The 25,829-nt window shown below is 32.9% G+C and carries 28 protein-coding genes; 13 read left to right on the plus strand and 15 right to left on the minus strand.

Features of this window, described 5'->3' with window-relative positions; all coding sequences use genetic code 11:
* The first annotated feature begins 137 nt into the window (after window positions 1-137).
* From ACE01P_RS08150 to ACE01P_RS08160, 3 genes are all read left to right on the plus strand, one after another.
* The gene (locus tag ACE01P_RS08150) at window positions 138-1,295 is read left to right on the plus strand and encodes a class I SAM-dependent RNA methyltransferase (protein WP_379696084.1); all 1,158 of its coding nucleotides are present in this window, start codon (window positions 138-140) and stop codon (window positions 1,293-1,295) included.
* Window positions 1,296-1,462: 167 nt separating this feature from the next.
* Window positions 1,463-1,699, plus strand: a complete 237-nt coding sequence (locus ACE01P_RS08155; protein WP_379696086.1) for a hypothetical protein — start codon at window positions 1,463-1,465, stop codon at window positions 1,697-1,699.
* 14 nt (window positions 1,700-1,713) lie between these two features.
* Complete coding sequence (locus ACE01P_RS08160) at window positions 1,714-2,418, plus strand: aspartate/glutamate racemase family protein (protein ID WP_379696088.1); 705 nt, start codon at window positions 1,714-1,716, stop codon at window positions 2,416-2,418.
* Window positions 2,419-2,552: 134 nt separating this feature from the next.
* On the opposite strand, the gene ACE01P_RS08165 is transcribed toward ACE01P_RS08160, so the two are convergent.
* From ACE01P_RS08165 to rlmD, 3 genes are read right to left on the minus strand one after another with little or no spacing between them, the layout of a single operon-like run.
* Window positions 2,553-3,395 carry a DUF6048 family protein gene (locus ACE01P_RS08165; RefSeq protein WP_379696090.1) on the minus strand — a complete coding sequence of 281 codons (843 nt, stop codon included), beginning with the start codon at window positions 3,393-3,395 and terminating at the stop codon, window positions 2,553-2,555.
* Window positions 3,367-3,903: a DUF6452 family protein gene (locus ACE01P_RS08170; protein WP_379696092.1), complete on the minus strand. Its 537-nt coding sequence runs from the start codon at window positions 3,901-3,903 to the stop codon at window positions 3,367-3,369. The genes ACE01P_RS08165 and ACE01P_RS08170 overlap by 29 nt, the downstream gene beginning before the upstream one ends.
* Window positions 3,904-3,910: 7 nt before the next feature.
* Entirely contained in the window at window positions 3,911-5,323 is a 1,413-nt protein-coding gene (rlmD, locus tag ACE01P_RS08175) for a 23S rRNA (uracil(1939)-C(5))-methyltransferase RlmD (RefSeq protein ID WP_379696094.1), read from the minus strand.
* Between the two features lie 156 nt (window positions 5,324-5,479).
* Here rlmD and ACE01P_RS08180 point away from each other — a divergent pair, with 156 nt between their 5' ends.
* A complete protein-coding gene (locus ACE01P_RS08180; RefSeq protein WP_379696096.1) occupies window positions 5,480-6,526 on the plus strand; it encodes a sensor histidine kinase in 1,047 nt (348 codons plus the stop codon).
* Window positions 6,527-6,578: 52 nt separating this feature from the next.
* On the opposite strand, the gene ACE01P_RS08185 is transcribed toward ACE01P_RS08180, so the two are convergent.
* The 4 genes from ACE01P_RS08185 to epsC all read right to left on the minus strand — a co-directional run bounded on the left by ACE01P_RS08185 (window position 6,579) and on the right by epsC (window position 9,910).
* On the minus strand, window positions 6,579-6,983 hold the full coding sequence (locus tag ACE01P_RS08185) for a hypothetical protein (protein WP_379696098.1): 405 nt from the start codon (window positions 6,981-6,983) through the stop codon (window positions 6,579-6,581).
* 153 nt (window positions 6,984-7,136) lie between these two features.
* Complete coding sequence (locus ACE01P_RS08190) at window positions 7,137-8,123, minus strand: aldo/keto reductase (protein ID WP_379696100.1); 987 nt, start codon at window positions 8,121-8,123, stop codon at window positions 7,137-7,139.
* Between the two features lie 106 nt (window positions 8,124-8,229).
* Window positions 8,230-9,117 carry a cysteine synthase CysM gene (gene cysM, locus ACE01P_RS08195; RefSeq protein ID WP_379696102.1) on the minus strand — a complete coding sequence of 296 codons (888 nt, stop codon included), beginning with the start codon at window positions 9,115-9,117 and terminating at the stop codon, window positions 8,230-8,232.
* Window position 9,118: 1 nt separating this feature from the next.
* On the minus strand, window positions 9,119-9,910 hold the full coding sequence (epsC, locus tag ACE01P_RS08200; RefSeq protein ID WP_379696159.1) for a serine O-acetyltransferase EpsC: 792 nt from the start codon (window positions 9,908-9,910) through the stop codon (window positions 9,119-9,121).
* Window positions 9,911-10,100: 190 nt separating this feature from the next.
* On the opposite strand from epsC, the gene ACE01P_RS08205 reads away from it, so the two are divergent.
* Window positions 10,101-10,802, plus strand: coding sequence for a DUF1003 domain-containing protein (locus tag ACE01P_RS08205; RefSeq protein WP_379696104.1), 702 nt, complete (start codon window positions 10,101-10,103; stop codon window positions 10,800-10,802).
* Window positions 10,803-10,853: 51 nt separating this feature from the next.
* On the opposite strand, the gene ACE01P_RS08210 is transcribed toward ACE01P_RS08205, so the two are convergent.
* Window positions 10,854-11,138 carry a DUF2752 domain-containing protein gene (locus tag ACE01P_RS08210; RefSeq protein WP_379696105.1) on the minus strand — a complete coding sequence of 95 codons (285 nt, stop codon included), beginning with the start codon at window positions 11,136-11,138 and terminating at the stop codon, window positions 10,854-10,856.
* A gap of 107 nt (window positions 11,139-11,245) precedes the next feature.
* On the opposite strand from ACE01P_RS08210, the gene ACE01P_RS08215 reads away from it, so the two are divergent.
* Window positions 11,246-11,419 (plus strand): hypothetical protein, encoded by a 174-nt coding sequence (locus tag ACE01P_RS08215; protein ID WP_198857127.1) that lies wholly within the window; start codon window positions 11,246-11,248, stop codon window positions 11,417-11,419.
* Between the two features lies 1 nt (window position 11,420).
* A complete protein-coding gene (locus ACE01P_RS08220) occupies window positions 11,421-11,972 on the plus strand; it encodes a Smr/MutS family protein (protein WP_379696107.1) in 552 nt (183 codons plus the stop codon).
* A 136-nt stretch (window positions 11,973-12,108) separates the two neighbouring features.
* Here the strand turns inward: ACE01P_RS08220 and ACE01P_RS08225 are convergent, their stop codons facing one another.
* Window positions 12,109-13,119, minus strand: coding sequence for a hypothetical protein (locus tag ACE01P_RS08225; protein WP_379696109.1), 1,011 nt, complete (start codon window positions 13,117-13,119; stop codon window positions 12,109-12,111).
* A gap of 87 nt (window positions 13,120-13,206) precedes the next feature.
* Here ACE01P_RS08225 and ACE01P_RS08230 point away from each other — a divergent pair, with 87 nt between their 5' ends.
* Window positions 13,207-14,331: a cysteine desulfurase family protein gene (locus ACE01P_RS08230; RefSeq protein ID WP_379696111.1), complete on the plus strand. Its 1,125-nt coding sequence runs from the start codon at window positions 13,207-13,209 to the stop codon at window positions 14,329-14,331.
* A 55-nt stretch (window positions 14,332-14,386) separates the two neighbouring features.
* Here the strand turns inward: ACE01P_RS08230 and ACE01P_RS08235 are convergent, their stop codons facing one another.
* Entirely contained in the window at window positions 14,387-14,947 is a 561-nt protein-coding gene (locus ACE01P_RS08235) for an L-threonylcarbamoyladenylate synthase (protein WP_379696113.1), read from the minus strand.
* Window positions 14,948-15,045: 98 nt separating this feature from the next.
* A complete protein-coding gene (locus ACE01P_RS08240; protein ID WP_379696115.1) occupies window positions 15,046-16,005 on the minus strand; it encodes a hypothetical protein in 960 nt (319 codons plus the stop codon).
* 60 nt (window positions 16,006-16,065) lie between these two features.
* Between ACE01P_RS08240 and ACE01P_RS08245 the strand changes: the two genes are divergently transcribed.
* Window positions 16,066-16,830 carry a lipopolysaccharide kinase InaA family protein gene (locus ACE01P_RS08245; RefSeq protein WP_379696117.1) on the plus strand — a complete coding sequence of 255 codons (765 nt, stop codon included), beginning with the start codon at window positions 16,066-16,068 and terminating at the stop codon, window positions 16,828-16,830.
* Here the strand turns inward: ACE01P_RS08245 and ACE01P_RS08250 are convergent.
* Both ACE01P_RS08250 and ACE01P_RS08255 read right to left on the minus strand, forming a co-directional pair.
* On the minus strand, window positions 16,811-17,581 hold the full coding sequence (locus tag ACE01P_RS08250; RefSeq protein WP_379696119.1) for a glycosyltransferase family 2 protein: 771 nt from the start codon (window positions 17,579-17,581) through the stop codon (window positions 16,811-16,813). The two genes, ACE01P_RS08245 and ACE01P_RS08250, sit on opposite strands and share 20 nt — an antisense overlap.
* A 19-nt stretch (window positions 17,582-17,600) precedes the next feature.
* The gene (locus ACE01P_RS08255) at window positions 17,601-18,665 is read right to left on the minus strand and encodes a glycosyltransferase family 9 protein (RefSeq protein ID WP_379696121.1); all 1,065 of its coding nucleotides are present in this window, start codon (window positions 18,663-18,665) and stop codon (window positions 17,601-17,603) included.
* Window positions 18,666-18,791: 126 nt separating this feature from the next.
* Between ACE01P_RS08255 and ACE01P_RS08260 the strand changes: the two genes are divergently transcribed.
* Window positions 18,792-19,541, plus strand: coding sequence for a glycosyltransferase family 2 protein (locus tag ACE01P_RS08260; RefSeq protein ID WP_379696161.1), 750 nt, complete (start codon window positions 18,792-18,794; stop codon window positions 19,539-19,541).
* Window positions 19,542-19,624: 83 nt separating this feature from the next.
* Here ACE01P_RS08260 and ACE01P_RS08265 read toward each other — a convergent pair whose 3' ends face one another.
* Complete coding sequence (locus ACE01P_RS08265; RefSeq protein WP_379696123.1) at window positions 19,625-20,440, minus strand: 2,3,4,5-tetrahydropyridine-2,6-dicarboxylate N-succinyltransferase; 816 nt, start codon at window positions 20,438-20,440, stop codon at window positions 19,625-19,627.
* A gap of 263 nt (window positions 20,441-20,703) precedes the next feature.
* Here ACE01P_RS08265 and ACE01P_RS08270 point away from each other — a divergent pair, with 263 nt between their 5' ends.
* The 3 genes from ACE01P_RS08270 to ACE01P_RS08280 all read left to right on the plus strand — a co-directional run bounded on the left by ACE01P_RS08270 (window position 20,704) and on the right by ACE01P_RS08280 (window position 23,518).
* Entirely contained in the window at window positions 20,704-21,336 is a 633-nt protein-coding gene (locus ACE01P_RS08270; RefSeq protein WP_379696125.1) for a PAS domain-containing protein, read from the plus strand.
* Between the two features lie 148 nt (window positions 21,337-21,484).
* The gene (gene ruvX / locus ACE01P_RS08275; protein ID WP_379696127.1) at window positions 21,485-21,898 is read left to right on the plus strand and encodes a Holliday junction resolvase RuvX; all 414 of its coding nucleotides are present in this window, start codon (window positions 21,485-21,487) and stop codon (window positions 21,896-21,898) included.
* Between the two features lie 126 nt (window positions 21,899-22,024).
* Entirely contained in the window at window positions 22,025-23,518 is a 1,494-nt protein-coding gene (locus ACE01P_RS08280) for a malate:quinone oxidoreductase (protein ID WP_379696129.1), read from the plus strand.
* Between the two features lie 37 nt (window positions 23,519-23,555).
* Here ACE01P_RS08280 and ACE01P_RS08285 read toward each other — a convergent pair whose 3' ends face one another.
* Window positions 23,556-25,778, minus strand: a complete 2,223-nt coding sequence (locus tag ACE01P_RS08285; RefSeq protein ID WP_379696131.1) for an FUSC family membrane protein — start codon at window positions 25,776-25,778, stop codon at window positions 23,556-23,558.
* Window positions 25,779-25,829 lie beyond the last annotated feature (51 nt).

The raw sequence follows: 25,829 nt of genomic DNA on the forward strand, positions 1-25,829 counted from the left end.
TTATTCTATTTCAATTAATTCAAAAGTCCGGCAAATTTAGTGTATTTTTGCCGAAAAATAACTATTTCGCTTCGATACGTATTTATACCAGTATAATAAAATAATATAGCGATTGGCTTTTTTTAATTGAAAAAGAAATGGAAGAAAATTTTAAAATGATTGCCAAATGTTTTTTTGGCTTTGAAGAAATATTAGAAAAAGAACTACGCACACTTGGCGCTCAGGATGTTGAAAAAGGTGTGAGAATGGTAAGCTTTAAAGGAGACAAAGGTTTTATGTATAAAGCCAATTTGTCTTTGCGTACGGCGCTAAAAGTTTTAAAACCAATTTATTCTTTTAGAGCTAATAATGAGCAGGCTTTGTACAAAGGTATTTCGGGCTTAAACTGGTCTAAATATTTAAATGCAAATCAGACTTTTGTAATCGATACAACGGTACATTCTACTTATTTCAATCATTCTGAATTTGTTTCTCAGAAATGTAAAGATGCGATCGTAGATCAGTTTAGAGAAAGAACGGGACAACGCCCAAGTATTGATAAACAGTATCCAGATTTGCGTATAAATATTCATATTGACAGAGATCAGGTTTCTGTAGCTTTAGATACTTCTGGAGCTTCGCTTCATCAGCGTGGTTATAGAACGGCTACGAATATTGCTCCGATCAATGAGGTTTTGGCGGCTGGAATTCTTTTATTATCTGGTTGGGACGGGCAAAGTCATTTTCTAGATCCAATGTGTGGGTCAGGAACTTTATTGGCAGAAGCAGCTATGATTGCCTGCAATATTCCAGCAAATATCAACAGAAAAGAATTTGCTTTCGAAAAATGGAAAGATTGGGACAACGATCTTTTTGATAAGATTGTAGATAGTTTGATGAAAAAGACTAGAGAGTTTCATTATACTATTAAAGGTTTTGATAAAGCGCCAAGTGCTGTCAGTAAAGCAAAAGATAATATTAGAAATGCTAATCTTGAAGATTATGTAACGATTCATGAAGATAACTTTTTTGATACTGAAAAAGAAGTTGAAGGAAAGCTTCACATGGTTTTCAATCCGCCTTATGATGAGCGTTTAGATATTCATATGGAAAGATTCTACGCAAATATTGGCGATACTTTAAAGAAAAACTATCCAGGAACAAACGCTTGGTTTATTACAGCCAATCTAGAAGCCTTAAAATTCGTAGGACTAAAACCTTCAAGAAAAATCAAACTTTTCAACGGAAGCCTTGAAGCACGTTTGGTAAAATACGAAATGTACGAAGGAAGTAAGAGAACGAAATTTCAAGTTTAAGATACTAAGTTGCTAAGATTCTAAGGTTCTAAGTTTTTAATTTAGGATGAAAAAATAGCATCTTAGCGACTCAAAAAATAATAATTTTTAAGATTTTAAATTTCAAAATGTTAAGAGAAAAACTTAGCATCTTAGAACCTTAGAATCTTAGCAACTCATAAAAAAACATGTCAAAACTACAACTACGAGCTTTTTTATACCAATTAGCAGCTTTTGCAATCCTTTTTCTTTTATTTAGATATTTGATTGCTGCTTACACAGGATTAACTGGAATTTGGATTCCGATGACAGCATTTGTAATTGGAACTATTATTGGACCTAAATTTCAAGCTGTAAGAACCAAAGACGGAGAAAAGCTTTTTATGAAATGGCTTTTTATAAAAGGAATCAAAGAAATTCAATAATGTAAAAATTAGATATGAGGAAAATTGGACTTATTGGGGGAATCAGCTGGGTTTCTACTTCAGATTATTATACTTTAATTAATAAAGGAATTAATGAAAAACTCGGCGGACTTAATTTCTCTGAGTGTTTGATTTACTCTTTTAACTATGCTGATATTAAAAAGAATAACGATGCTAACGATTGGGATTCTACTTTTAATATGCTTTTAAAAGCAGCAGAAGTTTTACAATCGGGTGGGGCAGAAGCGATTCTTTTATGCGCCAATACCATGCATTTAATTGCTGATAGATTACAACAAGCTATTGATATTCCTCTAATTCATATTGCAGAAGAAACAGCAATTGAAATTCAAAAAAAGGAAATTAGAAAAGTAGGTTTGCTAGGAACAAAATTCACAATGGAATTAGATTTCTTCAAAGACAAACTTGCAGAAAAAGGAATTGAAGCCATAATTCCTGCGAGTGAAGAAGTGAAAGATTTTATTCATTATACCATTTTCGAAGAATTGGGAAGAGGAATTGCATCGGAAGAAACCAAAAAGCGTTATCTGGAAATTGCAAATGAATTAATCAACAATGGAGCAGAAGGAATTATTTTAGGATGTACTGAAATTCCGTTAGTAATAAAAGAAGGAGATTTAAGTGTTCCTATTTTTGATACGACTTTAATACATACGCAAGCGGCAATTAATTTTCAATTGTCGAAAAAAAGATACTAAGTTGCTAAGATACTAAGGTTCTAAGTTTTTCTCAGTAGCGTAAAAATAAAAAAGCCTCAAATTCAAGAATGAATTTGAGGCTTTTTTTTTACTTAGTATCTTAGAACCTTAGCATCTTAGCAACTAAAAAAGAACTATTTTTTCTTCTTAGGTTCTTCTTTTTTTGCTGTTTCAGACGCCATTGTCTTTTTCTTGTAAATAGGAATAAAATAAGAAACCGTATAATTGAAACCGATTCCAAAACTTCCATCATAAGTTCTGTTAAAACCTGGAATATAGAGGTTTTCGAAATTAGTAGGCTCTTTATTAGTTGTCAGAAGTTTAAGCTGAACGCCAAATCCAACAAATACATTTTTAACCACTTGTGCTTTCAATCCTAGCGCAACTTCAATCCAAGTAGCTGTAAGTCCGCTGTATTTTTCGTTCGTTGCTATTGCAGGCAATTCTCCCCAATACGGATTCGGATTGTAGATTTTATAACTATGCAATTCTTGAGCAAAATTACTAAATCCACCACGCAATCCTATTGTGATAAGGTTTTCCATATCAAGCCAGTTTTGATAAAAGTTATAATCAAAACCTGCTTTTATGTACGTTCCATTAGCTGTAGAGGTTAAACGGTCGTCTTCTGTAGTTTTATCTTCGTAGCCTAATTCTGCTGCTAAATAATATTTTTTAGTTAATCGCCAGTCTCCAACAAATTCAACTCCTTTGTAATCTTTATCATAAAGTCCGCGAGTAAGTTTGTATAAATCAACACCAACGCGAAGTCCGTAGCGATCTGTTTTTACAACGCTGTCTTTTAGCGTTTCTTGAATTTCTGGTTTTGCAGTTGCTGGTTTAACTTTTTCTGTTTTTGGCTTTTTAGGCACTATTGTGTCCTTATTTTTAGAAATCTCCGGCACATCCTGAGCATGACCTAAAAACATTGAAAACAATAATAAAAGACTAGAAAAATACGTCAATGTGTGTTTCATCTTCAGATTCAATGTTATAGATTTTTATATTTATATCAGCCATCCAAGGAGTATCTCCGTCTGGATCTGTTTGTACAAGTGGAAGAGTGTTTCTTAGCTGAAAAATGGTTTTAAAGCCACAAGCTCTAGAAACATACACATTTTGAGTAGTGTAGTTAAATTTAATAACATCAGTATTGATTGATGTAGGATTTAACGAATTATTGATAAATTTGAAAGTAGATGTACTGTCAGTTATCTTTAATGGAATTGATATCTTACTACCACTAGTTACATATCTTAATGAATCGTCTTCTGCAAGACTTTCGTTAAAAACAATTCCCTCTTTCATATCATCACCAATAACTTTTAAATTGGTCACATTTTTTGTTTTTGTCGGATTAGAAATATCATAAAATGTCATAACCAATCTAGGTGTAGTTGGAGTATTGGCATCGCAAATATCATCTTTCTCGCAGCTGGATAAGCCAAAAGTAAAGAGTAGTAAAAGAGAGATTATTTTTTTCATTTATTTTTTATCGAAGTTCTAAAAGTACAACATTTTCAACATGATGAGTCTGCGGAAACATATCTACAGGTCTCACTCGTGTCACTTTGTATTTTTCATCCATTAAAGCCAAATCACGTGCTTGAGTTGCAGAATTACAACTTACATAAACCACTCTTTTAGGAGCGATTTTTAAGATTTGCTCTACAACATCTTTATGCATTCCGTCGCGAGGTGGGTCTGTAATAATAACGTCTGGTTTTCCGTGCTGTGCAATAAAAGCTTCATTGAAGACTACTTTCATATCACCAACAAAAAACTCACAATTTGTAATATTATTGCGTTCTGCATTGGCTTTAGCATCAAGAATAGCTTCTGGAACACTTTCTACTCCAATTACTTTTTTTGCTTTTTTAGAAACAAACTGAGCAATTGTTCCCGTTCCTGTATATAAATCGTAAACAGTTTCATTTCCTGTAAGTCCAGCAAAATCTCTTGTGATTTTATATAACTCGTAAGCTTGGTCAGAGTTGGTTTGGTAGAAAGATTTAGCGTTGATACTAAATTTTAAACCTTCCATTTCTTCCAAAATGTAGTTTCTTCCTTTGTAAAGAATTACATCCTGATCGTAGATTGTATCGTTTGGTTTTCCGTTTACAACATATTGTAATGAAGTAATTTCTGGGAATTTCTCGTATAAATGGTCAAGAATTAATTCTCTGTTTTCTTTATCTTCTTCAAAAAACTGAATTAAAACCATGATTTCGCCAGTAGAAACCGTACGAACCATAACAGTTCTTAATAATCCTGAATGTTCTCTCGGATTGAAAAAAGCTAAATTATGTTCGTTAGCAAAAGCTCTGATTTCGTTACGAATGGCATTTGAAGGATCTTCTTGCAAATGACATTTATTGATGTCAAGAATTTTATCCCACATTTTAGGAATATGGAATCCTAAGGCATTTCTATTTCCTAAATCTTCAGTGCTTCCAATTTCTTTTTCTGTAAGCCATCTGCTGTTAGAAAAAGAAAATTCCATTTTATTTCTATAGAAAAACTGTTTTTCAGAACCTAAAATATCTTCAAATTCTGGAAGTTCGATTTTTCCTATTCTTTGTAAGTGATTTTTAACTTCATTTTGTTTAAATGCAAGCTGCTGGCTGTATTTCATATTTTGCCATTTGCAACCTCCGCATACTCCAAAATGTTCGCAGATTGGCTCTACTCTATATTCAGATAATTCGTGAAATTTTACAGCTTTACCTTCGTAATAAGCTTTTCTTTTCTTTAATGTCTGCACGTCTACAACATCTCCAGGTACCACATTCGGAATAAAGATTACTTTTCCGTCAGGTGCTTTGGCTACTGAAACTCCTTTTGCACCAGCATCAAGAACTTGAATTTGATGAAAGACAATTTTGTCTGTATTTTTTCTTCCCATAGCGCAAAAATAAGCCTTTGAAAACTTTTACAAATTTAATTTTAGAAAAAATTTAGAAATTCTTCAAAATATTAGTTTAATTGAGTATAAAAGTTAATTTTGTTTATGTAATAAACCCAATAAAATTACATATTAACCTACTATTTTTTTCTTTTTATGAAGTTGTATCATAAGCTCTCACAAATCAGCTTTCTTAAAAAAAGTTATGCTTTTAAATTTCTATTTGTTGCTTTTATCGGAATTCATATTCCCTTAATCGGAATCTTGTTTTTCGTTTTATTTTTCGAACATAAGATATCATCTGCTTCAATTCTTGTTTTTTCTTTAATTATGACATTGCTGGCAACGGCGATAACACTTTTGGTTTTAAATAGATTGATAAAGCCAATTGCCACAGCCTCAAAAGCTTTGGATGACTACAGAGCTTCTAGGAAACTCTCTGCTTTACCAACAGAATATACAGATGAAGCAGGATTGCTTTTGTGTAACATTCAGGAATCTATTAATGAAGCCGAAAATTTTATTAATGAAAAACAGGATCTTATCTATATGCTTTCGCATGATTTGAAGAATTTTGCTGGAAATCCGCAAGGTTTAGCGAAATTGATTATAAGTGAAAATCCATCGGAATCTGTTACAAATTTGGCTGAATTGATTTGCGAATCGGATCTGCAATTTAGATATATCGAAAATTTCATCAAATTGCTAAAAGAACAAGATGAAATAGCAAAAGTAAACCAAGAGATTAAGTTGGTTTCATTTTCTAAGATTCTTCCTTTTATCAACGAACAAGTAGAACAGCGATTGTTGGATAAAAACATAAGAATGGATTTGGTTCTGGAATGTGCCGAAGCTAACTTGAAAATAGACGAAGGGCTTTTGGTTCAGGTTTTGGTAAATTTAATCAGCAATGCAGTTAAGTTTTCTTATTTTGATAATGAAATTAAAGTTAAAATCTTTTCTGAAGATTCAAAATTGGTTTTAACCGTAAAAGATAACGGAATGGGATTCGATAAAAACCAAATTGAAGAACTATTTAAAAAATTCACTAAAATGAGCCGACTAGGGACTGCAAGTGAAGGTTCTACCGGAATTGGATTGTATTTGTGCAAAAAAATAATTGAAAGAAACAAAGGACGACTGACCGCATCGAGCGAAGGAAAAAATAAAGGTGCGGAGTTTAAAATTGAATTTGATGTTTAAAAATTTAAGGTTACTAAAATTTTGCTGCAAACCTTAGTAACCTTAAATGATGTTAATTTTCAGGAAGACCGTATTTTATAACTGGTTTTCCGTCTTTACATTCTATTTGAGATGGAATTAAAGCTGGTACTTGCATTGGCATGCAATCAGATAAAACACCCCATTTTACATTAAATTTTCCTTTTGCAACAATGTATTCGTCAACTTTCTTTTGAAAAACAGCGGCATCTATTTGTTTATTGTACAAAATGTATGAAGAGCAATTGGAATTGCCGAATTTCGTAAACGCCCATTCTTCTGGATTGGTGCAAGTTTTTGAATTGATTTGAGAATACGCTACAATTTCGTTATACATTTTCTCAAGTTTTGCAGATTCTTCTTCTCGAGTGGTTTCATCACTGCTACAAGAAAAGCATAGTAGCGACACAACAAATAATATAAAACTTAGGTTTTTCATGGTTAATGATTTTTTGATTAGTTTTATTATTAGATGTGCTAATATAGAAAAGGTTGCGTAAAAGTTGTAAGAAATTTTTTCCTAGAAGTTTTAGTCTTTTAAGATGCTGAAGCCGTAAAAAATTTCAACATCTTAAGAGATATTATATATGATTTACCAAACCTGATGAACAGAAGGCTTAATAAGATCGCTGTAGATTTTGTTCATTGCAGCAATTTGTTCTGAAGTTAATTTTGGAGTATCATAAACTGATAAATTCGATAAAACGTGTTCTGTTTTTGATGCGCCCGGAATAATACAGCTTACTTCATTAAAACTCAAAATCCATTGAAGTGCAATTGCTGCTAGATTTTTTGATTCTGGAAATAAAGCTTTTAATTCTTCAACGGCTTTTAATCCTAATTCGTAATCAATTCCAGAGAAAGTTTCTCCTTTATCGAAAGCTTCTCCATTGCGATTAAAATTTCGGTGGTCTTGAGTTTCAAAAGTTGTTTTTGAATCAAATTTACCCGTTAAAAGTCCACTTGCTAAAGGAACTCTCGCAATGATTCCGATATCTTTCTTTTTGGCTTCCGAGAAAAATAACTCAGAAGGACGCTGACGAAACAAATTGAAGATAATTTGAACCGTAGTTACATTCGAATATTCAATTGCTTTTAAAGCTTCTTCGACTTTTTCAACGCTTACACCAAGATTAAGAATTTTTCCTTGTTCTTTTAATCGGTCAAAAAGTTCAAATATTTCTGGGCGATAATAAACTTCTGTAGGCGGACAATGCAACTGAATTAAATCCAATGTTTCTAAACCAGTTCTTTTTAAGCTGTCTTCAACAAATTTCTGAAGTACTTTTGGTGTATATCCTTCATTAACATGCGGATTGATTTGGCGTCCGCATTTTGTAGCAACAAAAATACGTTCAGAACGAGAGCGAACGACTCTTCCAACAGCAGTTTCGCTTAATCCGTTTTCATAAACATCAGCAGTATCAATAAAGTTTACGCCATTATCGATAGCAGTATTCAAAAGTTCATCGGCTGTTTTATCATCAAAACCCGATCCCCATTTACCGCCAACCTGCCAAGTTCCAAGCGAAATTTCAGATATATTAAAGTTTGTTTTTCCTAGTTTTCTGTAGTTCATTTTTTTAAGTTGCTAAGGTTCTGAGTTTCTAAGATGCTAAGTCTCTAGGTTTTTAAGGCTTTTCAAAACTTAGAATCTTAGAACCTTAGCATCTTAGTGTCTTTTTTTAATCAAACAAATCCGAAGATAAATATCTATCGCCTCTATCGCAGATAACGGCAACGACAACTCCAGATTCTAATTTTTCTGCGATTTTTAAGGCAACAGCAACAGAACCTCCGCTACTCATTCCTGCAAAAACGCCTTCTTCTAGTGCAAGTCTTTTGGTCATGGCACGCGCTTCTTCTTCGCTCACATCGACAACCGTATCCACTTTAGAAGCATCGAAAATTTTAGGAAGATATTCCTGTGGCCATTTACGAATTCCAGGTATCTGAGAACCGTCACTTGGCTGTGCGCCAACAATCTGAACGTTTGGATTTTTTTCTTTCAAATAAGTAGAAGTCCCGATAATAGTTCCCGTTGTACCCATTGCAGAAACGAAATGCGTTACCGTTCCGTCAGTATCGTTCCAAATTTCAGGTCCTGTTGTTTTGTAATGTGCTTTCCAGTTATCATCATTAGCAAACTGATTTAACATCAAATAACCGCCTTGAGCTACTTTTTTATCAGCATAATCTCTAGAACCGATAATTCCTTCGCTTGCAGGCGTAAGAATCACCGTCGCGCCATAAGCACGCATAGTTTGAGTACGCTCTTTTGTAGAATCTTCTGGTAAAACCAATTCGATTTCGATCCCAAATAATTGAGCAATCATAGCAAGAGCGATACCAGTGTTTCCGCTGGTTGCTTCAATTAATTTATCTCCTTTTTTGATGTCTCCTCTTTCTAATGCTGCGGCAATCATGTTATAAGCAGCTCTGTCTTTTACACTTCCTCCAGGATTATTTCCTTCCAGTTTCAGTAAAAGTTTTACATTTTTATTTTGAACTAGATTGACTGTTTCCATTAATGGAGTGTTGCCAATTAGGTTTAATAATTTATGTGAATTCATGTTATTTTTTTTCTTTGATTTTAACTTTAGTAGTAGTGGTGTTTAAAACGATAGAATCTGCTGGAATCGATTTGGTAACCCATGCATTTCCTCCAACAACACTGTTTTTTCCAATTACAGTTTCTCCGCCAAGAATTGTTGCATTTGCATAAATGCAAACATTTGCCTCGACAGTTGGGTGTCTTTTCGCATTTTTCATTTCCTTGCTTACGCTTAATGCACCAAGCGTAACACCTTGATAAATTTTTACATGTTTTTTGATAATGGTAGTCTCACCAATTACGATACCTGTTGCGTGATCGATAAAAAACGGCGATGCAATATCAGCTCCTGCATGAATATCTGTACCTGTGATTCTGTGTGCGTATTCGCTCATTAATCGAGAAAAAAGCAGTAAGTCAAGATGATACAATTCGTGGCTCAATCTGTAAATTGCGATGGCGTAAAACCCAGGATAACCCAAATAGACTTCATCAATACTGTTTGAAGCGGGGTCATTTTCAAGAATATATTCGGCATCTTGATTTAGCTTTTCTAAAACCCCAGGAAGTTTTTCTAAAAAGCGATCCCAAATAGATTCGCATAAATTTTGAGGCTTTTTGCAGGCCAAAACAGCAATTTCTTTGAAACGAAACTCCAATTCGTCAATGCTTTCGTCTAATGCCGCGTTTGAATCAAACAGAGTGTAAAAAAGCTTTTCTGTAAAATCTTCTGTTTTGGTTTTAATGCCGTAATTTATGTGTGAGTGGCTTTTTAAAGCTCTTATATTTTGTATGATATTTTCTTTTGTCACAATGGTAAAAATGAATGAATAATTTTGGAACGTTAAAAGTAAGGCGTTTTTTGGAAATAAAATCACGATTTAACTAAAGAAATTTTCTTTGCAAAGTGAGATTTGTGATAAAAAATGAATTGCAAACTCTTCTTTTTTATAGAATTCTTAAGAAGTTAATTGCGTAAATTAGCTCCTAAAACATATTGAAATGAAAAACAATCAAACATTTAAAAGTGCAATTTCTGGACTTTCTTTTGATGAAAAGGAGAAAGTTTGCGGTAGATCAATACACGATCCAATTTTAGGATTAATTAAGAAAGAATATCCTGATTTTTGTGCCGATGACTGTATTGCTATTAAAGAATTAAATGTTTATCGTCAAAAATATATTTCAAATTATCTTTCAACAGAAATCGGAGCGCTTTCGGCAATGGAAGAGAATGTTATTTCTTCATTAAAAGAGGATAAATCGATTGTGAGTATTGTTGAAGATGAAGAAGAAGTTAGAAATTTAGGACAAAGAGTTGCCGATAAAGTGGCTGATTTTGGCGGAAGCTGGACTTTTATTATTTCGTTCGTCGTTTTTATTTCAGTATGGATTGGTGCAAATGTTTTTATTTTTTTAAATAAAGGTTTTGATCCGTATCCATTTATTTTACTGAATTTAATTCTTTCTTGCGTTGCAGCTCTGCAGGCGCCAGTAATTATGATGAGTCAAAATCGTCAAGAAGAAAAAGATCGTAATCGTGCTAAAAAAGATTATATGATCAATCTGAAATCGGAATTAGAGATTCGATTGATTCATGATAAAATCGATCATTTAATTATGCATCAACAGCAAGAATTAATCGAAATTCAAAAAGTGCAAATCGAGATGATGAATGATATTTTGAATCAGATTAAAAAATAAATGTTGTTTGAAATTACAAATTCTAAAAAAGACCGAAGCGATTTTTAAAATCTAAAAATAAAAGTGTTTGAAATAATAGCCGACAAGCATAAAAACGAAATTAACTACGGCAACGTTCCAGATGATTTTTTTGTAATTTCTAGACTTATCCAATAAATGAAGTGCTATAAAAATGAAGAGTATAAGGAAGGTATAAATGGCAGGATACATTTTAAAAGCAGCTGAAAAATCGCCCTGAAAAAGTAAGAATAAAGACCGCTGAAATCCGCACCCTAAACAGTCATAACCAAAGAAGGTTTTGAACAGGCAAGGAATCATATATTTCTCTAAACTCATGACAGATCTTTTTGCAATTTTACTAAAAAAATATGACAAACCTTTGGAGTAGTATAGAAGTAGTACTTGAAAGTTTTATACTTTTGAAATCTTAAAACAGAGAATAGATGAAAACTTTTAAAATTATAATAATGATTCTTGCGATATCAGTTGCGTTTTACGAGCAGGTTTCAGAAGAAAAAAACATCTATATCATGATTGCTGCAATTGTAGTTTTCATGTTCGGAATGATGCAATTGAGTGCTAAAACACCAAGTAAAAATAACGATAAAGAAGAGTAGAATGCTTGCAAAAGGAGATAAGGTTTCTGTACTCGATGAAGCCATAAATGGAACGGTGGTTTCGGTTAAAAACAACGAAGTTTTGATTGAAACTGAGGATGGATTTATGATGACATTTTCAGTCAATGAATTGGTTAAGATTCAAGATTCCAGTAATTTAATGAATTCTATTAAAAGAATTAATTTAGATGAAGTCGTAAAAGAGAAAACGGAACCAAAACCAAGAAGTTTTGTTAAAGAAAAGAAAGACAAACGTGAGGTTGGTGTACCAGAATTTGATTTGCACATCGAAAAATTGGTTCCAAATAAACGCGGAATGTCCAATTATGATATTTTGACTTTACAGACAGAAACTGCAAAAAGACACATCGAATTTGCGATACGAAACCGCATTCCGAAAATTGTTTTTATTCATGGTGTTGGTGAAGGGATTTTAAAAGCCGAACTTGATTTTTTATTGGGCCGTTATGATGGAATTGATTTCCACGATGCCAATTATCAAAAGTATGGCCTCGGAGCAACCGAAGTTTATATAAGACAAAACAATAAATAATAAGTCTTATTTCAAGTAAATAAGACTTCATTATAAAGCATAAAAAACGTCTGCTTTTTGTTCTGATTTATTCTTAAAATCATTTCAAAAAGCAGACGTTTTTTGTAAGAATTATTTCTTTTAAAGAATCATGTTTTTAGTTGGTTGTTTGTCGGTCAATTTTTCCTAGAACGAAACTGCTTCCAAGTTTAAAACTACTATTTCCTTTTGCTAAAATTACATTTTTAAGTACAATTGTGTGCGTGTAAACTTGTCCTATTGCATTAGTTGATACAGTAGTGGTTACTTCTATAATCCCACTTGTATTGGCTATACCCAGTTGCCCTGTCCATGTTTCGTCAATTGCAGGAGAACTCGGTTGTACTTTAGCACAAATAAAAGCAGGTGTAATAGATCCAGTTTCTGCTAATGCAGTTCTGTAAAATACTTTGTTTTGTGTTGCTGTTATTAAACTTGTACGTGGCTGGTTACTAGCTGTTACTTCATTGACAAGTAATGCAGGATCGATATCATCAATTGATAAATAGAAGGTGTTATTGTAATTGTATACTCTACCGATTTCATCACACTCATAAGCCGAGCCGTTTGGATTAGTTTTAAACGTTAAATTGGCAGGTGTTACGGTAGTATTATATGTTCCAAATTTAAATTCTGCTTCTGTTTGGTTTCCTGCTGGTTTTGCAAATGTTATGTTTCTAAAAACAATGGTATGCTCATAACCAGTAATTCTAGTTCCTCCATCATCAGGATTATTTTTTGGAGCTATTTGTTTAGTCGTAATTTCTATTACTCCATCAATTCCAAGCCATTCTTCAGTTACTTTTGGTGTGCTTGGCGGAATAAGACCGCAGATGTTTTCTTTGGAAACAGTTCCATCATAAGCTCTGTAAACCACTCGGTATGATCCGTTGCCTTTTGCATCTATTGTATAAGTGTACGTCCCCTCATCATTAATAATTGCTCCTTCAGGCATTTGCAATAAAAGAGCTTCTTGAGATTTTATTTTATAAATCAAGGCGTTTGTTAAAGGATCACAGGCTGTTGACTCTTGGACATCTGCAAAATCTATTTTATCTACAGTTAAATCTCCATCGTCGCATCCATTCAAAAAAAGAGCAAACAATAGGAGGGCAGCATATTTTTTCATCGTAAAATTTATTTGGGTCAAAAATAGTGAAAAAATTGCCAGATTATATTTAAGTTTTCACAATTGATATTTCTTAACTTTGCAGCGATGAAAAAAGTATATCTAGATAATGCCTCAACAACTGCAATGCGTCCTGAAGTGATTCAGGAAATGACGAAAATCATGCTTGAGGATTACGGAAATCCTTCGTCTACACATAGTTTTGGACGAAACGGTAAAACAATATTAGAACTTTCAAGAAAGAGCATTGCTAAACATTTAAATTGTACTGCTCAAGAAATTATTTTTACTTCTGGCGGAACTGAAGCTGACAATTGGATCCTTCGCTCTGCTGTTGAAGATTTAAAAGTAGAAAGAATCATTACTTCAAAAATTGAACACCATGCAGTTTTACATTCTGTTTGGGCACTTCAAGAAGAATATAATATCCAAGTTGATTATGTTAAAGTAAATCCAGATGGGAGTTTAGATTTAACGCATTTGTCTAATTTATTGTCTGACGAAAAAAAGACAATTGTGAGTTTAATGCATGTTAACAACGAAACAGGAACTATTTTAGATTTGGATCGTGTGAGCTTGATTTGTAAGCAATACAATGCTTTGTTTCATTCTGATACAGTTCAGTCTATCGGAAAAACTGAAATCGATCTGCAAAAGACTCCTATTGATTTTATTTTGGCAAGTGCGCATAAATTTCACGGACCAAAAGGAATCGGATTTGCTTTTATTCGAAAAAACTCTGGTTTACAGCCACTGCTTTTTGGAGGTGAACAGGAAAAAGGTCTTCGAGCAGGAACCGAAGCAGTGCATCAAATCGCTGGAATGGCAAAAGCTTTGTCTATTTCTTATGAAAAATTAGAGGAAGAAAGAGCTTATATTTTAGGTTTGAAAAACTATGTGATAGAGCAGTTAGAAATCCATTTTCCAGATTTTAGAATTAATGGAAAAAAAGATGATTTCTATAATATCATCAATATCATTCTGCCTTTTTCATCAGACAAAACTTCGATGCTACTTTTTAGTTTAGATATGAAAGGAATTGCGGTTTCTAGAGGGAGCGCTTGCCAATCTGGAAGTATTAAGCCTTCTCATGTTTTAAATGAAATGCTTTCGGAGACCGATTTAAAATTACCAAATCTCCGAATTTCATTTAGTCATTACAACACCAAAGAAGATATCGATTGGCTGGTTGAAAGCCTTAAGGTTGTTTAAAGTTTAAAGTTTCAGGTTTCAAGTTTAAAACGGAACATGAAACCCGAAATAAAAACTATTTTCTAATAACTTTTACCTGCGAATCATTGGTTAATTTGATTATTGTAGACGATTTTCCGTTTATTTTATCTTGGTTTAATTTTACTACATAATCAACTCCATTAATAATCTCTGGACTAATATCTTTGAAAGCAATTGGTGTAGGCTGTCCTGAAATATTTGCAGAAGTAGAAACCAAAGGTTTTTTCATTCTCTCCATCAATTTGTAGCAGAAAGGTTCTTTTACCAATCTAACTCCTAGAGATTTGTCGGCAGCGATAATATTGGGAGCAACGTTTCTTGCGTTATCAAGAATTAAAGTGGTTGGTTTGTCTGATAGGTCCCAGATTTGCCAAGCAACTTCAGGAATGTCTTTAAATACGTTGTAGATCATCTTTTCACCATTCACTAAAACAATCATACTTTGTGTTTCGGCGCGCTGTTTTAATTTGTAGATTTTAGCAACAGCTTCAGCATTGGTAGCGTCACAGCCAATTCCCCAAACCGTATCTGTCGGATATAAAATTATACCTCCGTTTTTAATTACCTCGTATGCGTTGATGATTTCCTCGTTCATTTTACAAATTATATTTTAAGATTACAAAGTTATAAATTTTACTTGTAATTGTTTTTTATAGTGTTTGTAAAAGCGAAGTGCTTATGATTCCGAATTTACTATTGATTGTCTTTTAGAATAACATGATTGGTCCAGCCTTTCAAAGTATATTTCTCTAGAATTGAATCTGGTATTTTTTGATATTCATTTTCGAAAAAAGCCATCGGTATGATTGGATCTTTTTCGTCAATAATTAAAATGTTATTGGGATTATAAAAATCGTAATTTTTAATGTCCGAATTTGTGGTAATAAGTTTCTTTTCTAAGCCTAAACTTTCAAAAACTCTAAATGTTAGTCCGCTTTGGCCAAGTCGATTGATGTCTAAAAGTACTTTTGAACGGTTAATGTAATCGTTAACTTCGCTTAAAGGCATGTGACTTCTTATGTATGTAATATTTTCATCATTGTCTTTCTGTTTTTTATCATAAACAATGAATTTGAATTTTGAATTCTGCGAAGCTAAATTGGCTGCGATTCTTTTTAATATCGGAAGCCTTTTATCAATTGAACTGATATTAAAAACGTCATATTCGAATTCCGTTGAAGTAGTTGCGTTTTCTGAATTGTAGATCCAATTTGAAGCGAATTTTAAATTGAAATTTGCACAATCTTCTTTTTCGAACGAAAAAACTTCATCAAAGCAATGAAGAACTCGTTTGATTTTTGGACAGCGATAAATATTATCATTAAAGAATCCGATTGATTTTTTAGTGTAATTTTTAAATTCTAAAATGCTTTCAGGAGTTATAAAGTCTCCTTTTATTGTCAAAATCACATCTTGAATCTGATCGTTCTTTTTTAATTCATTGATGATTTCTTTTCCGTAATGCTGATGCTTCAAATTAGTTTTAAAGAACGCTTTTAAAATAACATTATAGGCTTTATGAAATACCGACGGATATTTGTATTTGAAAGTATTAAAATCAATATGACGAACAGTATGTCCCTGTTTTTCTAAGTCTACAGCTATGTGTTTGTTGAGTCCCCAGTTGTCTAAACTTATAAGAGTAATATGCATTATCTTCGAAATAGTTTTTATTAGTTGGTAAAACTAGCTAAATTTGCTGAAACAATTTTTATGATTTTAAGATTAAATCGCGGATATGAAAAATTTGAAAATATTCTTCTTGAATATATTCGTTTTTTCAATACAAAAGGAGAGGACTTTGTAATTGGCCAGCGCAATCAGATAAAACTTTTTGATTTAGACGACAAGAAAATAAATATAAAATCGTTTAAAGTTCCGCACTTTATCAATAAAATCGCTTATAAATACTTCAGAAAATCGAAAGCAAAACGCTCTTTTGAGTTTGCAAATAGATTGCTAGAATTAGGTGTTGGAACTCCAAAACCTATTGCATTTGCTGAATTTTCATCAATAATAGGTTTAGAAAAAAGCTTTTATGTAAGTGAACAGTTAGAATGTGATCTTACGTATAGAGAATTGGTAGAAGTACCCGATTTTCCAGACCGCGAAAATATCTTAAGACAGTTTACTAAATTTAGTTTTGACCTTCACGAAAAAGGAATTGAATTTTTAGACCATTCCCCTGGAAATACTTTAATTAAGAAAAACGCAAGCGGAAATTATGATTTCTTTCTGGTAGATTTGAATAGAATGGAATTTCATGATTCTATGCCTTTTGAAATGCGTATGAAAAACTTGTGCCGTTTAACGCCTTTAAAAGAAATGGTAGCGGTAATGAGTAATGAATATGCTAAATATTATAGCGAACCTGAAGAAAAGATTTTTGATACTTTATGGAAATTTACTTCAGATTTTCAAGAGAAATTCTATCGAAAAAAACGTTTGAAAAAGAAGCTTAAATTCTGGAAGAAGTAAGCCTTCTTAGCTCTTTATAGCGAATAAAAACGCTGTAAGCATTCAGATAACATATCGTAACGCCTTTTCCTCCGTCAAGAAAACCAAAACGGATTATAAATTGGTACAGGAAAGTGTATAAAGGATGAAGCAATTGCAGTAAAAAATAAGGTTTTATTGCTTTTGCTAATTTTTCATTGGCTTTGAGAATTCCATAATTATACATTTTCGATTTGTAATCCTCATAAGAAGAGTACGAAAAATGTATTATTTTGTTTTTTAAAGTAGAAATTGGCCCCTCTACAATTAGTTTTTCATGAACGGTTCTTTCTTCGTTATATCTGCATTTTGATTTATTAAAAAGTCTGAAAATTTTATCTGTTTGCCAACCGCTGAAATTCAGTCTACTGTTTTTAAACATAAAAATGCGATAGATAAAATAAGCGCTTGCTGTATTTTCAGCATTAATCGTTGTAACGATTTCAGATTTTAATTCAGATGTTAATCTTTCATCAGCATCAATAAATAGAACCCATTGATTTTTAGCCTGATCTAAGGCAAAATTTCTTTGGGAAGTATAATCGGTAAAAGAGTTTTGAATTAATTTTGCGTTTTTGAAAGACTCAACAATATTTACCGTTTTGTCGGTGCTAAAAGAATCAACAACGATTATTTCGTCAGCAAAATCGATGTCTTCAAGAAGCGATTTTATATGCTGTTCTTCATTAAGCGTAATAATCAATACTGATAATTTTTGCTTTTCACTATTCATTGGTGATGCTTTTACTTTTTCAATTTTTATATTCTTGAAAGTAAGTCTCTAACTTTTTGAGCATAAGTTCCAATGGATATTCAGCGTAATATTCAAAAGTATGTTCTTTGATGTATTGTTCTGTGTGTTTTTCGTAGATTTCTGGTTTTAAGTCTTTTAAATGAACAGAAACGTTTTTCGCTTCATTTTCAAACAGCTGCCATGTTTCTTTTCTAACAGAAGGAGTGAAAATAGAGAAAGTCGGAATTTCTAAAGCTTTTGCCATATTTACAGCACCGCCTTCATTTCCAATTAGCATTTCGCATTGAGAAAGTATTGCTAAAAACTGACGTAGATCTGTAGCGTATAAATCAAAAATAATATGTTTTTTTGTTTCCTCTGAACAATTATTATAAACCTCCAAAGCTTGCTCTTTCTGGTTCGGAATATAATTAAAGAGAATAGTCGCGTTTGTTTTTGCTACTGTAAAATCAATAATTTTTGCCATTCCGTCAAGCGGATAAGTTTTGTAATGCTCGCTTCCTAAAATTCCAAACATAATAAGCGGTTTTTCAGGATCGATATTGTGGCTTTTTAAAAGGTTTTTTGCTTCAGCAATCTCAGATTCTTTCAAAAAGATTTTCGGTTTTACATTCGTTATCTTTTCAGTAAAAAAAGGTTTAAGAAGCAATAATCTATTTTCAATTGCCAAACCATATTCTGATTTTATGGCATCAAAACGCTCGTAGCTATAATTGTAAAATATGTTAGAATACCATTTATGGTACGAAACTTTATATTTTGCTCCAGAAAAAAACGTAATTAAGTTCGTTCCTAATTTGCTGTAAACATCGATTACTGCATCATATTTTTTTCTTCGAATCTCAAAAATGAATTTAAAAAATCCAAAAGTCGATTTTCTAATTTTATTTGTCACCGGAATAATGTTATCAATATTCGGATTTTCTAAAAGAACATCAACTGAATTTGGATAACACATATAGTCAATTGTAGAATCTGGAAACTTGCTCTTCAAGTTGTTACAAATAATTGTGCTCGTTAAAACATCTCCGATTCTTTTTTGCTGAATGACTAGTATTCTCATCTGATTTTTTATTCAATTTGGAAGCTAAAATACGAACTATTTTATGAAGTCTACAAGTGATGGCGGTAATAAGATTAAACTAAATTAAAAAGTTATATTTTTGTGCTCAACAAATTAAAATTTACAATGGGAATTAGCGGTTTGGTAATTACTTTCAATGAAGAAAAAAACATTGGAAAATGTATTGATGCCTTATTTAAAGTTTGCGATGAAGTTATAATTGTAGATTCTTTTAGTAAAGATCGTACAGTAGAAATAGCTAAAGAAAAAGGAGCGCAGGTTGTTCAGCAGGTATTTCTAGGAGATGGCCCGCAGCGCACGCATGGATTGCCTTTTTGCAAAAACGACTGGATTTTAAATCTTGATGCAGATGAATTTCTGGATAAAGATGCTGAGGAATTTATTCTAAAGAAAAAATATTTAGAAGGAAACTACGATGCTATGAGCTTTAGAGTTAAAAACTTTTTAGCTGATAAATTGATTGATTTCTCAGGCTGGTATCCAGATCATAAAGTTCGTTTCTTTAATAAACAAACAGCGCATCCTTCAGATTCTAAAGTGCATCAGAAAATTATTGCTCAAAACGAGAAAAAGGTTGCCGTACACATTTTGCATTACGGATGGGATTCTTTCGATCAGATTATTGCGAAAAAAAATCAATATTCTGGATGGCACGCCCAACAATTGTTCGATCAAGGAAAAAGAATCAATGCGTTTAAACCTGTTCTTAACGGAACTGTAGCGTTTATTCGTTGCTATTTCTTTAAAAAAGGAATTTTCAATGGTCTTGACGGATTGACAATCGCAATGATTCAGGCATTTTTCTCTTATATGAAATATGCGAAGCTTATAAAACTTCAAAAAAAGAATAGATAAAAATAAACTTCAAATAAAAAATTCCAAATCCCAATTACAAGAATTGGAGTTTGGAATTTTTTTTATAATTGATTTTTTAAAACCTATACAGCAACGTCGTACTCACGAAGTGCATTGTTTAAAGAAGTTTTTAAATCTGTAGATGGTTTACGAGTTCCAATAATTAATGCACAAGGAACTTGGTATTCTCCAGCAGCAAATTTCTTAGTGTAGCTTCCTGGGATAACTACAGAACGAGCAGGAACATAACCTTTCATTTCAACTGGCTCATCACCTGTAACATCGATAATTTTTGTAGACGCTGTCAAACATACGTTAGCTCCAAGAACAGCTTCTTTACCAACGTGAACACCTTCAACAACGATACAACGAGAACCGATAAAAGCACCGTCTTCGATAATAACAGGAGCAGCTTGCAATGGCTCAAGAACACCACCAATACCAACACCACCGCTTAAGTGTACGTTTTTGCCAATTTGAGCACAGCTTCCTACAGTAGCCCAAGTATCAACCATTGTCCCTTCGTCAACATAAGCACCAATGTTTACGTAACTTGGCATTAAGATTACACCGCTTGAAATGTAAGCACCATAACGAGCAACAGCGTTTGGCACCACACGGATTCCTTTTTCAGCATAATTTCTTTTTAGCAACATTTTATCGTGGTATTCAAAAATACCAGATTCCCATGTTTCCATTTTTTGAATCGGGAAATACATCACAACCGCTTTCTTAACCCATTCGTTTACTTGCCATTTGTCACCAACTGGTTCAGCACAACGTAATTTTCCTGAGTCTACCAATTCGATTACTTCTCTAATGGCATCTGTAGTTGTAGTTTCTTGCAATAAAGCTCTGTTTTCCCAAGCTTGTTCAATTATAGTCTGTAAAGAATTCATACGTTTAATTTTTTGGCAAAGATAACGTATTTGTAGAAATGCGAAAAAGCAAAACGACTCGAAAATGTTACAGATTTAACTTTTTGTTTCTTATTTGTAAAACTTAAAAAATCTATAGTGATTTAAATTTTATTTTGCTGTCCCTAAAAGTTTTTTTTATGTCAAAATATGACAAAAGTCAGGCTTTCTCTTTTTTCTTCACTTTAATTTCGCAGTGTTGATCAACATTCCATTCCATAAAATAATCATATAAGCAGTAAAATATGAATCAAGAAAATCACCTTCAAAACAGAGTAATCATTGACAAAGAAGTAAGCTGGGATAAAACTCAGGTCATTATGAGTAAAACAAATGCTTATGGCATTATAGAATATGCAAACGAAGTGTTTGTAGATGTTTGTGGTTACGAAGACTATGAATTAATGGGGCAGCCTCATAACATCATACGTCACCCAGATATGCCAAAAGTAATTTTTAAAGTGCTTTGGGAAAATCTTAAAAACGGGAAAAACTTTCACGCTATTGTAAAAAATCTTGCAAAGTCTGGAAGATACTATTGGGTAATTACAGATTTTGAAATCGCCCGCGACGAAAACGACGTTATCGTCAATTATTTCGGAAGGAGACAAGCTGTGCCGCAAGAAGTAATTGCGATGCATATTGAGCCTTTATATAAAAAATTGTTGCAAATTGAAGCAGCAAGCGGCGTTGAATTTAGCGAAAAGTACTTAATCGGTTTCTTAGAAGAAAAGAAAAGAACTTACGTTGAATATATTAAGGAGTTGATTTACGAACATGAAAAATCTCAAGCAAAGTTCGCTAACTACTCAGAAGAAGAGGATGCAGGAGAAGAGGAAGAACATAGAGGTTTTTTCGGCAGATTGTTCGGAAGATAAATTGAGTTATTTTTTAGGTTTGAATATTTGGATAAAGTCCGTCTTGAGTTTTTTCAGGGCGGATTTTTTATGAAACTTAAAATGGAATTTTTCAAGCAATTAAATCGATAAACAATATTTTGAAGTAAATTTGCTGAAAAAATAAATCATGCCAAGAATCCTCTCAATAGATTACGGACAAAAACGCACAGGAATTGCAGTTACAGACGAAATGCAAATCATAGCTTCGGGTTTAACAACGATTCCGACACATACTTTGATTGACTTTTTAAAAGATTATTTTGCTAAAGAAAAAGTCGAAGCGGTTTTAATTGGCGAACCAAAGCAAATGAACGGAATGCCGTCTGAAAGCGCTTCTGTTATTAATGGCTTTGCAACACACTTTTCGAATATTTTTCCAGATATGAAAGTAATTCGTGTTGATGAACGTTTTACTTCAAAAATGGCATTTCAAACGATGATCGACAGTGGTTTAAACAAAAAGCAACGTCAGAATAAAGGATTAATAGACGAAATTTCTGCTACAATTCTCCTTCAAGATTATCTTTCCGCAAAAAAATAACGCTGTTCGTCGTATTTTTTATTTATAATTTAATGGTTTTTAGAAAATCCTAACTTTTATCATCTAAAAATTAGTTTTTTTTTGCAATTAAAAAAGTACCTTTGCATTTTAAATAAAAATACTGTTATGCCTGACGAAACCATACGTTCAAATAGTGATGTAGTACTCATTGGCGCTGGAATAATGAGTGCCACTCTTGGAGTAATTTTGAAAGAATTACAACCAGATATTAAAATTGAAATTTACGAAAGATTAGATGTTGCTGCAGCTGAAAGCTCTGATGCTTGGAATAATGCTGGAACGGGACACTCTGCTTTTTGTGAATTAAATTATACTCCAGAAAAGGCTGACGGAAGCATAGATCCTAAAAAAGCGATAAGCATTGCAGAGTCGTTTGAGATTTCTCGCCAGTTTTGGTCTTACTTAGTGCAGCAAAATAAAGTGCCGTCTCCGGATAATTTTATTAAAAGCGTACCTCATATGAGTTTTGTGTGGGGAGATAAAAACGTAGATTATTTAAAAAAGAGATTCGAGGCGCTTCAAAGCAATCCGATTTTCTCTGAAATGACTTTCAGTACCGATTTCGAACAGCTCCAAAAATGGATGCCGTTGGTAATGGAAGGAAGAAACCCTGATGAAAAATTAGCGGCAACACATATGGAAATTGGTACCGATGTTAATTTTGGTGCTTTAACAAGAAGTATGTTCAATTACTTAGAAAAACTAGACGGCGTTTCTTTGTTCTTTAACCACGAAGTTAAAAAACTAAGACAGCGTGAAGATAAATCTTGGAGAATTAAAATTAAAGATTTGTCTACAGGAAATACTCGTAAGGCGTATACTAAATTTGTATTTATCGGTGCCGGAGGAGGTTCTCTTCCTTTATTGGAAAAAGCAAATGTACCAGAAGGAAATGGTTACGGAGGTTTTCCAGTAAGCGGACAATGGTTAAAATGTACAAATCCTGAAGTAATTGCTAAACACCAAGCAAAAGTATACGGAAAAGCAAGTGTTGGAGCTCCTCCAATGTCTGTTCCTCATATTGATACTCGTGTAATTGATGGCGAAAAAGCACTTCTTTTTGGCCCATTTGCAGGATTCTCAACTCGTTTCTTGAAAAATGGTTCTTATTTAGATTTACCATTGTCAATTAAGGCGAATAATTTAATTCCGATGTTGGCAGCTGGATATCACAATATTCCTTTAACGAAATATTTGATCGAACAAGTGCGTCAATCGCCAAAAGACAGAATGAAAGCATTACGCGAATACCTTCCAACAGCACGTTCAAAAGACTGGAAATTAGAAAAAGCTGGACAACGTGTTCAAGTCATCAAAAAAGATGAAAAAGAGGGCGGAGTTTTAGAATTTGGTACAGAAGTAATCAATACGCACGACGGAAGTTTAGCGGTTTTATTAGGTGCTTCTCCAGGTGCTTCTACAGCTGTGGCAATTATGGTAGATTTGGTTAGCAGATGTTTTACACATCAAATTAAAACACCAGAATGGCAAGCAAAATTAAAAACAATGATTCCTTCTTACGGCCAGACTTTAAATGATAAGCCAGAACTTTTAGAAGAGCTTAGAAAGCATACAGCAGACGTTTTGAAATTAAATTAAAACTTCCTTATTAGAATAAAAAACAAATCCAGATGAATTAATCTGGATTTGTTGCTTTTAGGTCGGTTGTGTTTTTTAGAATTTTTTCTGCTAGATTACTCATCCAGATTAACTGTTCAATAACCATTTGTGCTTCCTGCATTTTGGCTTGACGCGTTTCTTTATCCAAATCATCATCTTCGGCTAAGCGTGTAAAATGTTTTCGTTTTAATTCTTCAAATTGCAAAGTCACATCTTCTTTTTCAAAAAATGTATCTTTTATAATGACTTCGTTTCTTAAAATAGAAATAGAATGATCTAGATTGGCTAAAATTGTTTTAATGATATAATTAAAAGAATCTGATGCAGAAGTGGTTTGATGCGATTGAATGTAAGTCGATAGCGAAGCCAAAGCAGATAATAAGGAGTGATTTAAAACCACTAATTTATTAACCAAAGGCATTGTTTTTTGCTTTGATTTTGGCTCCTGCATCATACGCTGAAAAGATGTCATTAAGTTTCCTATTTCGACAAAAGCATTTTTTCGCGCCAGACGATAAGAAGTCGGAACGTCTCCTTTTTTATTGTAAAAATCTGCAATTTCTTTGAGGTAATTTCGATTGGCTCGAATTGAATTTTCAATATGAATTGGTGTATTGATAAACTCCCAAGCTGGCCATAAAAACTGATTGGCAATGAAAGCTAAAATAGCTCCTGCAAGCGAATCTAATATTCGGTATTGAATTACTTCATTAATATCTGGCGTAAGAATTCCGTAAATAAATACCACATACATGGTAACAAACGTTGCACTTATTTTATAGTTGATTTGAGTAAATGAAATTCCCAAAAGCATACATATTATAGAGAAGATACTCAGCGCCACATGATTTTGAATGACCGATACAATCCCGAAAGCTAAAACCCCTCCTAAAACAGTTCCGAACATTCTGTTGTAAGATCGCTCTTTTGTTAAGCCATAGCCAGGACGCATGATTACTACAATGGTAAGTAGAATCCAATATACGTTTTGAAATGGCAGAACTTGTCCGAGAAAGAAACCAATTAAAATAGTAATAGTCAGCCTTATCGAATGTCTGAAAATGGAAGAGTGATAACTTAAATTTTCAATTAAAGTTCGAAGCGGATAATATTGCGGTGTAAGGAATTTTTCAAGCTCTTTGTCTTTATCTTTTAATTTATAAGATTGCATAGCCAAAGAAAGCGCGCGCTGAATAGTTTTTATTTTTCCAACCTGATTTTTAGCATATTTCAGCATATTCGTCAGCATCAAAACACCTTCTGCAGCTTCTTCTTTTCCTAATGTTTTTTCATAATCAAAAATGGCAAACTCAAGAGCATCCAATTCGTTTTTCAAATCTTGTTTGTCGACATAAACACTGATATGACTGACATTTTTTGAAAGCTTTTTTAGAGTTGACGCCAATTTGTAAGCAACATTTTGATACGTTCTTAAAACGTCTGGATGTTTGGCAAATTTTTCATGCAATTTGCTATGATCAAAAGAAGTATATAGTGCCAATTCTTGGATTTCAACCAAAGTAATAAAAACCAAAAGCATTTTTCGGTTCTGACTCGTAATTCCAGAGGCATTTTGATTTCCGATCAGCAATTTTCTTAAATCTTCATGAATAAGATTTAATTCGACCTGAACGGCTAATTGTTTTTCTATAATGGAAGTTCTTTTTGCTTCTGGACTCCATAAATCACCTCTTAATTTCAGATATTTAGCGGTAAGCTTTATTCCTTCGGCAATTTGTAATTCAACATATTTATAAGGCTGAACAAAATGAAAGACAAGGGATACGATTAAATATAGAATTCCCCCAATAAAAATAAATCCAGAGTATTGAAAAGCTTCCCAACCTTCATGCAGATGCCCAAATGAAAGCGAAATAGATAATAAGGCAGAGAAAGAAATTAAAGTTGCTCGTTGCCCGTAAACCGAAATCATAGAACATAAAAACAGCAGAAAACCTAGGAAAATATAAAAAAGGAAAGGGTATGGATAAACGAGATTAACTAAAAGATTTACTCCAGAAACAATAAAAGAAGCCGCGATCAATCCTTTTATTTTATGGCTTAAAGAACTTGGAATATCACTGGGATAAGTATAAAAAGCTCCAAGCGCAATGGTAAAACCAATTTCAAAATGACCTAAAAAATTTAAAACTAAAACAGGAACAACAGAAGCAATAGTTACTTTAGAGGCATTGAAAAACGAAGTGCTGTTTGTAAATTTTGAAATTTTATCAATCATAAAGACAGGTTTACTAGCAAAGGTAAGAATTGTAGGAGTGAATTTGGCATA

The organism is Flavobacterium sp. HJSW_4 (assembly GCF_042436695.1).
GTDB lineage: Bacteria > Bacteroidota > Bacteroidia > Flavobacteriales > Flavobacteriaceae > Flavobacterium.

Bases quoted from the DNA above. Each gene is read 5' to 3' on its own strand.
- cysM (WP_379696102.1), bottom strand. From the start codon at position 9,117: ATGAATTCACATAAATTATTAAACCTAATTGGCAACACTCCATTAATG.
- ACE01P_RS08220 (WP_379696107.1), top strand. From the start codon at position 11,421: ATGCTTGCAAAAGGAGATAAGGTTTCTGTACTCGATGAAGCCATAAAT.
- ACE01P_RS08260 (WP_379696161.1), top strand. From the start codon at position 18,792: ATGGGAATTAGCGGTTTGGTAATTACTTTCAATGAAGAAAAAAACATT.
- ACE01P_RS08190 (WP_379696100.1), bottom strand. From the start codon at position 8,123: ATGAACTACAGAAAACTAGGAAAAACAAACTTTAATATATCTGAAATT.
- ACE01P_RS08205 (WP_379696104.1), top strand. From the start codon at position 10,101: ATGAAAAACAATCAAACATTTAAAAGTGCAATTTCTGGACTTTCTTTT.
- ACE01P_RS08215 (WP_198857127.1), top strand. From the start codon at position 11,246: ATGAAAACTTTTAAAATTATAATAATGATTCTTGCGATATCAGTTGCG.
- ACE01P_RS08245 (WP_379696117.1), top strand. From the start codon at position 16,066: ATGATTTTAAGATTAAATCGCGGATATGAAAAATTTGAAAATATTCTT.
- ACE01P_RS08160 (WP_379696088.1), top strand. From the start codon at position 1,714: ATGAGGAAAATTGGACTTATTGGGGGAATCAGCTGGGTTTCTACTTCA.
- ACE01P_RS08210 (WP_379696105.1), bottom strand. From the start codon at position 11,138: ATGAGTTTAGAGAAATATATGATTCCTTGCCTGTTCAAAACCTTCTTT.
- ACE01P_RS08240 (WP_379696115.1), bottom strand. From the start codon at position 16,005: ATGCATATTACTCTTATAAGTTTAGACAACTGGGGACTCAACAAACAC.
- ACE01P_RS08230 (WP_379696111.1), top strand. From the start codon at position 13,207: ATGAAAAAAGTATATCTAGATAATGCCTCAACAACTGCAATGCGTCCT.
- ACE01P_RS08255 (WP_379696121.1), bottom strand. From the start codon at position 18,665: ATGAGAATACTAGTCATTCAGCAAAAAAGAATCGGAGATGTTTTAACG.
- ACE01P_RS08250 (WP_379696119.1), bottom strand. From the start codon at position 17,581: ATGAATAGTGAAAAGCAAAAATTATCAGTATTGATTATTACGCTTAAT.
- ACE01P_RS08265 (WP_379696123.1), bottom strand. From the start codon at position 20,440: ATGAATTCTTTACAGACTATAATTGAACAAGCTTGGGAAAACAGAGCT.
- ACE01P_RS08270 (WP_379696125.1), top strand. From the start codon at position 20,704: ATGAATCAAGAAAATCACCTTCAAAACAGAGTAATCATTGACAAAGAA.
- ACE01P_RS08170 (WP_379696092.1), bottom strand. From the start codon at position 3,903: ATGAAAAAAATAATCTCTCTTTTACTACTCTTTACTTTTGGCTTATCC.
- ACE01P_RS08150 (WP_379696084.1), top strand. From the start codon at position 138: ATGGAAGAAAATTTTAAAATGATTGCCAAATGTTTTTTTGGCTTTGAA.
- ACE01P_RS08165 (WP_379696090.1), bottom strand. From the start codon at position 3,395: ATGAAACACACATTGACGTATTTTTCTAGTCTTTTATTATTGTTTTCA.
- ACE01P_RS08155 (WP_379696086.1), top strand. From the start codon at position 1,463: ATGTCAAAACTACAACTACGAGCTTTTTTATACCAATTAGCAGCTTTT.
- ACE01P_RS08180 (WP_379696096.1), top strand. From the start codon at position 5,480: ATGAAGTTGTATCATAAGCTCTCACAAATCAGCTTTCTTAAAAAAAGT.
- ACE01P_RS08185 (WP_379696098.1), bottom strand. From the start codon at position 6,983: ATGAAAAACCTAAGTTTTATATTATTTGTTGTGTCGCTACTATGCTTT.
- ruvX (WP_379696127.1), top strand. From the start codon at position 21,485: ATGCCAAGAATCCTCTCAATAGATTACGGACAAAAACGCACAGGAATT.
- ACE01P_RS08280 (WP_379696129.1), top strand. From the start codon at position 22,025: ATGCCTGACGAAACCATACGTTCAAATAGTGATGTAGTACTCATTGGC.
- ACE01P_RS08235 (WP_379696113.1), bottom strand. From the start codon at position 14,947: ATGAACGAGGAAATCATCAACGCATACGAGGTAATTAAAAACGGAGGT.
- rlmD (WP_379696094.1), bottom strand. From the start codon at position 5,323: ATGGGAAGAAAAAATACAGACAAAATTGTCTTTCATCAAATTCAAGTT.
- ACE01P_RS08225 (WP_379696109.1), bottom strand. From the start codon at position 13,119: ATGAAAAAATATGCTGCCCTCCTATTGTTTGCTCTTTTTTTGAATGGA.
- ACE01P_RS08285 (WP_379696131.1), bottom strand. From the start codon at position 25,778: ATGATTGATAAAATTTCAAAATTTACAAACAGCACTTCGTTTTTCAAT.